This window comes from Stenoxybacter acetivorans DSM 19021 (genome assembly GCF_000745895.1).
In the GTDB taxonomy this organism is placed as follows: Bacteria; Pseudomonadota; Gammaproteobacteria; order Burkholderiales; family Neisseriaceae; genus Stenoxybacter; species Stenoxybacter acetivorans.
On sequence record NZ_JQKE01000124.1, the window covers coordinates 1 to 2282 of the forward strand.

Below are 2282 nucleotides of genomic sequence, written 5' to 3' on the forward strand. Positions count from 1 at the left end.
AATACATCGTCGGTTAATGGATTTCTGTTTGATTGGGTTGCGTTGTATGGTCATAAATATTCTGTTGTACAAATAATTTAAACGATGCTTAAAACCCGTGAAACACGCGGCTTCTAAGCATCGTTTTTGATTGGCTGTCTGAACAATGTGATTGTGTACAGGATAAAACGCAGCATTTTTTGGGCTGCTTTGTGTTATATAAAGTTTGTGATTATTTATTAACATACTATTTTTTCAAATATTTTTAACCGTTAGTTAGTTACTATTTACTATTTCTGTGCCTTTAACTCAGGTTATTTTTTACTGAGTATTTTACTTTTTAACCTTATCGGATATTCATTCAAATTATTTGGTGTTGTCTGTGTTCCAACCGCAGCAAAGCTTGTTTGTTACTTCGCTGCTCTTTGAATCTTTAGATTTGAAACATTTACCTGATTACTGTGGTTTTATCTCTGTTATGCGTTGCATTTGCCGCATGATGTCATTTACGTCCAACCAACTCAGGGTATTTAATAGTACCAAAACAGTACCTTTTGTTACAATATCAAGCAATAAATATACCAATTACTAACTACATCTATCCGTAAATACTTTTTAGTATGGTATTGAATTTATTACAATTATTTTTAATTAAATTATTATATATTAACTTGAGTAACTATATTTTGAATATTATAGTTATATATTTTTACAATATCAAGTAATTTACAATCAAATTTAACGAATTACAGCAGAATTTTAATGCAGCTGAACCATTATTTTTTACATGTGGATACGGCTTTTCATTCTGATTTTTTACCGTACAGGGATTGATTGTCTCGGGTTACTGCGTGATGGAAAAGAAAGTCGTTTGGCTAGATGCTTAAAAACGGCATATTTGCAGCAAAAAAGTGCAAAAACCGGTGCAAATTCTGTATTTTTGAGACTGGGATTTAACCACAAAAAAACAGCTGAAACCCATGTATTTATTGAGTTTCAAGCTGTTTTTTCTTTTGATACAGCACTTCACAAGCTGCCGTTATCCCGCAGACGGACGAGCGGCTTATTTTTCAGGCAGCCGTGTGTTTATGCGCGGTATATTTATTGTTTTGTGGGTTTACGGTGTTTTATTTTGTGCGGGGTTGGGTTTAAGACAAGCGGGCAACCGATTGCAAAGCCAAATCACGCATGGCGCGGGTGGTGTCGTTGCCGGGGAGGTGCTGCAGCTGGGATACGGCGTTATCAACGGCTTTTTTTGCTTCCTGAGTACAGTATTGCAGTGCATCGGAAGATTTGACGTGTTGATAGATTTTATCAAAAAATTCGCGGTCGGCATGTTCCAAGGCATGGCGCACATCGGCGGCGGCTTGCCGGTTGCCTTGCTGCATCAAATAAATTAAGGGCAGGGTGGGTTTGCCTTCTGCCAAATCATCACCGACATTTTTGCCGATTTGTGCCACGTTGCCGGAATAATCCAAAACATCGTCAATAATTTGAAACGCAGTGCCGACATACATGCCGTAGTTTTTCAGTGCATTTTCTTGCACTTCGTCTGCACCTGCCAAAATAGCTCCCACTTGTGCCGCCGCTTCAAATAATTTGGCGGTTTTGTATTGAATCACTTGAATGTATTCTGTTTCGCTGATGTCGGTATTGCCGATATTCATCAACTGCATGACTTCACCCTCGGCAATGATGTTGGTGGCATCGGCCATAACCGCTAAGATTTTCAGACTGCCTGACTCCACCATGAGCTGGAAAGCGCGGGTGTAGAGAAAATCGCCTACCAATACAGCGGCGGCGTTGCCGAATAAATTATTGGCGGTTTTGCGTCCGCGGCGCAATTCGCTTTCATCCACAACATCGTCATGCAATAAGGTGGAGGTGTGAATAAATTCGACCATGGCTGCCAGTGAATACAGCGATGCTTGATCATAGCCCAAAGCCTTGCCGGACAAAATGGTGATAATCGGGCGCAAACGTTTGCCGCCCGCGCTGATGATGTATTGACCGATTTGCGCGATTAAGGCAACTTCGGATTGTACGGCGCGGTTAACGACGATATTGACTTTGCCTAAGTCGGCGGCTAAGTTTTGTTGAAAATAAGGCAATGTTTCAAGCATTGGGGTGTGAATCCAAATAAAAGGGCTTAAAAAGGTTTGGATTATAGCAGTTTCTGCATGGCGGATTGTGTTCGGCATCAATTGGGCAGGGCAATCGCATGAAAAATTTTCTCTCACCATTTTAATCAATTAAGCCATAGTGTATTATTTTCCATAAATTATTCTCATCAGAAAGAAACT

At 40.0% G+C, this 2282-nt stretch carries 1 protein-coding gene; it reads right to left on the reverse strand.

All coding sequences use genetic code 11. From position 1 onward, the window contains the following. Positions 1-1127: 1127 nt before the first annotated feature. Entirely contained in the window at positions 1128-2102 is a 975-nt protein-coding gene (locus Q384_RS10815; RefSeq protein WP_037588059.1) for a polyprenyl synthetase family protein, read from the reverse strand. Between the last annotated feature and the right edge of the window lie 180 nt (positions 2103-2282).

What these genes read in the sequence shown, in the direction of transcription:
- Q384_RS10815 (WP_037588059.1), bottom strand. Translation starts at nt 2,102, where the DNA reads ATGCTTGAAACATTGCCTTATTTTCAACAAAACTTAGCCGCCGACTTA.